Source organism: Epilithonimonas hispanica, from assembly GCF_003385395.1.
Taxonomy (GTDB): Bacteria; Bacteroidota; Bacteroidia; order Flavobacteriales; family Weeksellaceae; genus Epilithonimonas; species Epilithonimonas hispanica.
On the sequence record NZ_QNUG01000086.1, the window covers coordinates 1 to 4021 of the forward strand.

Below are 4021 nucleotides of genomic sequence, written 5' to 3' on the forward strand. Positions count from 1 at the left end.
CGGCTCATCTCCAAAAACCATTGTGGCGGACCTCGAAGATCGAACGTGGCAATCGTTACCAAATTTCCAACTTTACAACAACTACATTTCGGCTGAAAAACTTTTGGCGGAAGCTTTTCTTTAGGCTGGATGCCTAATTTTTGTTGTAGATTTTTAAGCTTGATACGCTTCCAAGTGCTGCTCAAAAAACCATAATGACGGATTTTCACAAATCTTTTCGGCAAAATATGCATCGCAAAACGGCGGATAAACTCCTCGTGGCTCAAAACCATCTGCTTTTTGATGCCTTTTTGGCGGTAATCTTTGTAAGAAAAAGTTACCGTTTTCGCGTCAATTTTTCTGATTCTCTGGTTGCTGATGGCGATTTTGTGGGAATAACGACCCAAATATTCCACCACCGATTTTGGGCTTCCAAATGGCTTTTTAGCGAAAACAACCCAAGGTTTTTCCCACAGACTTTGTCTGATTTTGGTATATTCTTTAAGGTTTTTATCTTTTAATTTCTCACAAAATTTAGCCCTGAAAACTTTGCTCAAAGCCTTTACCGGAAACAAAAATTTGCCGTCACTTCTGATGTTTTTCCAAGCTCCGTTTTCATCCACGCCGCCGCCCGGAACAATGCAGTGCAAATGCGGATGCAGACTCAGATTCTGTCCCCAAGTATGCAAAACAGCAATCATTCCCATTTGGAGATTTTTGTTTTTGCCAAACGTTTGAAGCGTTTCCCAAGCCGATTCAAACAATATATCATACAACATCTTGGGCTCGTGAAGCGCGGTTTTGTTCAATACATCAGGAAGCGTAAAAACCACGTGAATTAAGCGAAGCGTATCACGAATACAATTAAAACGAATAATAAAAAATGAGTAAAATAAGGCACAGGAAGCAGTTCGGTTTCCCGTGTTTGTATCCAATCTTCTCGGTTCCGTCCTTGGCATTTCGGGCAATGACGGTTTCGGCAGGAGTTGTAACTGATGCTGATATTTCCGCATTCATCACAAGCATCGATATGTCCTCCCAAAGCCGAAGTTCTGCACTTTTTTAAGGCAAATAAAGTTCTTAACTGCCAAGAATTAAGTTCTAAATTTTCCAATTTTGAACCTAAAATATTTAAAACATCGGCGACTTCGTATTGAGGTTGAGATTGAGGTTGAACTGACTGTTTTTTTGAGGTTTTAAAACCGCTCATTTCTTCCCAAATTCTGAAAAAAGGGTATCGAGCGGTGAAAAGAGTTTTTGGGTTGAAAGCTGGGCAATTTGAAGATAAACCAGCGTCGTATCAATACTTTCGTGACCGAGAAGATTTTTGATGCTCAAAATATCCATCCCATCTTCCAGAAGATGCGTCGCAAAACTGTGACGAAGCGTATGAACACTCACTTCTTTCAGGATGTTTGCCGTTTTTGATGCCTGTTTTACCGCCCACTGAACGCCGCGCTGGGAGTAACGGGAATCGAAATCGCCACCAGCACGCCCTCCACGAGGTTCTCCAAAGAGATAATTTTCTGGTTTTTCAGCTTCGATATACTTTTTGAGTCCCCGAATCAAATGATCGGAAAGTGGCAAATAACGGTCTTTTTTGCCTTTTCCCTGAACCACTTTCAACTGTTTTCGGTCGAAATCTAAGTCGCATAAACGGAGATTTCTAACCTCCATACATCGCAATCCGCAACCGTAAAGAATCCCGATTAAGATTTTATGTTTCAGAAGTTTACAGCAGGACAACATCTGCCAAACCTCCTGTTTACTAAGCACTACAGGCAGTTTTTTCTCTCTTTTAATTTCCGGAAGACTTAGAAAACCGTAGCTCAGTCCTTCCGATTTCAACAGAAAACGAAGTCCGTAAACCGTGTGTTTAAAATACGATTGCGAGGGTGATTTTGATTTTTTCTGAAGGTAAAAAAGGTAATCGTGGATCTGCTCTGCATCCAACTCTGTAGGGATTTTCCCAAAATGCAGCGACACCGCCGCCACGTGTCTGGAGTAATTATTGAACGTACTCTGACTGCGTCCCAACACCGAAACGGTACGTTCAAACCTTTGCAAAAGCTCCGCAAATCCCGGAACTTCGCGCTTTGCCTGATTGATGATCTTGTTTTCTCTGAGCTCTTCTAAACTCTTTTTTTTGTTGCCATTCTATTGATTTTTAATTAGTTTTACAAAGTAATCAAAAATATGCAGACGGGGCTACCGAAGGTTTAGTTCAACATTGTATTTGCAAAATGCGGGGTTAAGAGTTAGTTGAACTTTTTGTAATTTTTTAGCCGCAAAAATGCTTTTTGTATTACTATTTTTAGTAGATTAGCAATACGAAAAAGCATTTTGCTCCGTTTGGTTAAAATTGAACTTTCAGTTCACTTTTTGCCCGCACTTCGCAAATACTTTTTCCGTTATGTGCTATTTAATCACTTAATCAAAAAAATAAAACTATAAATTAATTATAACAATGAAATATTTAACTACTATTTTATGTTTTGCCTTACTTGGGTGTAAAAGTAATGAGCAAATTACAAAACAAAAAGTTGAAAATGCAATTACAAAAAATGCGCTTCAGTTATTAGAGGACAAAAGATTTCATTCTGTTTCCGTTGCAGTGTATAAAGATGGAAAATCCACTACAAAACATTTTGGAGAATTAACGATCGGAAAAGGAAACAAACCAAACGATTCTACTCTTTATGAAATAGCTTCTGTAACTAAAACTTTCACTGGTTACATCGCTGCTAAAGCCGTACTTGATAAAAAAATAAATTTAGATGATGATATTAGAATCTATCTTGATGAACCTTATCCCAATTTAGAATTTAAAGGTGAACCCATAACAATCAAACACCTTATCTCCCATACAAGTGGATTTCCAAATATGCCTCCAAAAAGTGAAAATAAAACAGCTTTTTTTGAAGGATTAAAAGAAATCAAAATTGAAACAAAACCCGGAGAAGTCTATTTCTATTCAAACACGGCTCCAGAGGTGACCGCATTTATCCTTGAAAAAGTGTATCAGAAATCTTTTGAGGAATTGGTAAATGAATTTGTTTTGAAACCAAATAAAATGAACCAAACCAAGTTTACACTCAATGAAAATGATAGAAAAAAACTGGTAAAAGGCTACAACGATAAAAACGAGTTGATGCCCAATTTCAATAGAACTTTATGGGGCGGAATTTCAGGATTGCACTCTACAGCTCCAGATTTAGTGAAATATATGAAATTGCAACTCGACCAAACAAATCCTGTAGTAAACGAATCTCATAGAAGATTATTTAAAGAAGGCTCGGATTTTTGGGAAGGCTATCATTGGTACATCATAGAAAATGGCGACCAATTAATTATTAGACATCACGGAGGAATCTACGGAATGCAGAATTGGTTCGTGATTTATCCTAAACAAAATATGGGAATTTCTATCTTGACAAATGCGAGCTTTGATGGAACAGGACAAATTTTAGAAGAAATAGTTGATAATTTGTATAAAGACATAAATTTAAAGTAAAAATAAACAGCACATAATAGCTAAGTTTTCGTTGCGTGCGAAGCACGAACAATGAAAACCCTGTTGAACGGAAGCTTCGGGAGCTTTTTGCTGGGTATTTTCCCACACTATGGGTTTATCGACAAAAGATTTTTAGAGATACAAGAGACTTTGAGAAGAGTCTCTTTTTTTGTGGGTGATTTTGGCGAGTTTTTCTTGGTTTTATCGTGCTTTCCTTCACGTTAGGGTAACATTTCCCTTACCCAAATCCGCTAAAATGCAGATTTAGGAGCAGGTAAATTTCGGCTCATCTCCAAAAACCAACTTGGCGGACCTCGAAGATCGAACGTGGCAATCGTTACCAAATTTCCAACTTTACAACAACTACATTTCGGCTGAAAAGCTTTGGGTGGAAGCTTTTCTTTGGGCTGGATGCCTAAATTTTGTTGCAGATTTTTAAGCTTGATACGCTTCCAGGTGCTGCTCAAAAAACCATAATGACGGATTTTTACAAATCTTTTCGGTAAAATATGCATCGCAAATCTTCGG

At 38.0% G+C, this 4021-nt stretch carries 3 protein-coding genes and 1 pseudogene; 1 reads left to right on the plus strand and 3 read right to left on the minus strand.

Going from position 1 to position 4021, the window contains the following annotated elements; genetic code table 11:
• Both DRF58_RS17725 and DRF58_RS17730 read right to left on the minus strand, forming a co-directional pair.
• Positions 1–1189 (minus strand): annotated as a pseudogene (locus DRF58_RS17725) (IS91 family transposase); the annotation flags it as partial.
• Positions 1186–2046: a tyrosine-type recombinase/integrase gene (locus tag DRF58_RS17730; RefSeq protein ID WP_245955595.1), complete on the minus strand. Its 861-nt coding sequence runs from the start codon at positions 2044–2046 to the stop codon at positions 1186–1188. The gene DRF58_RS17730 and the pseudogene DRF58_RS17725, both read right to left, overlap by 4 nt.
• A gap of 400 nt (positions 2047–2446) precedes the next feature.
• On the opposite strand from DRF58_RS17730, the gene DRF58_RS17735 reads away from it, so the two are divergent.
• The gene (locus tag DRF58_RS17735) at positions 2447–3493 is read left to right on the plus strand and encodes a serine hydrolase domain-containing protein (protein ID WP_116037266.1); all 1047 of its coding nucleotides are present in this window, start codon (positions 2447–2449) and stop codon (positions 3491–3493) included.
• A gap of 251 nt (positions 3494–3744) precedes the next feature.
• Here DRF58_RS17735 and DRF58_RS17740 read toward each other — a convergent pair.
• Positions 3745–4021 (minus strand): transposase (locus tag DRF58_RS17740; protein WP_185144555.1); only part of this gene is annotated, 277 nt, incomplete at its 5' end.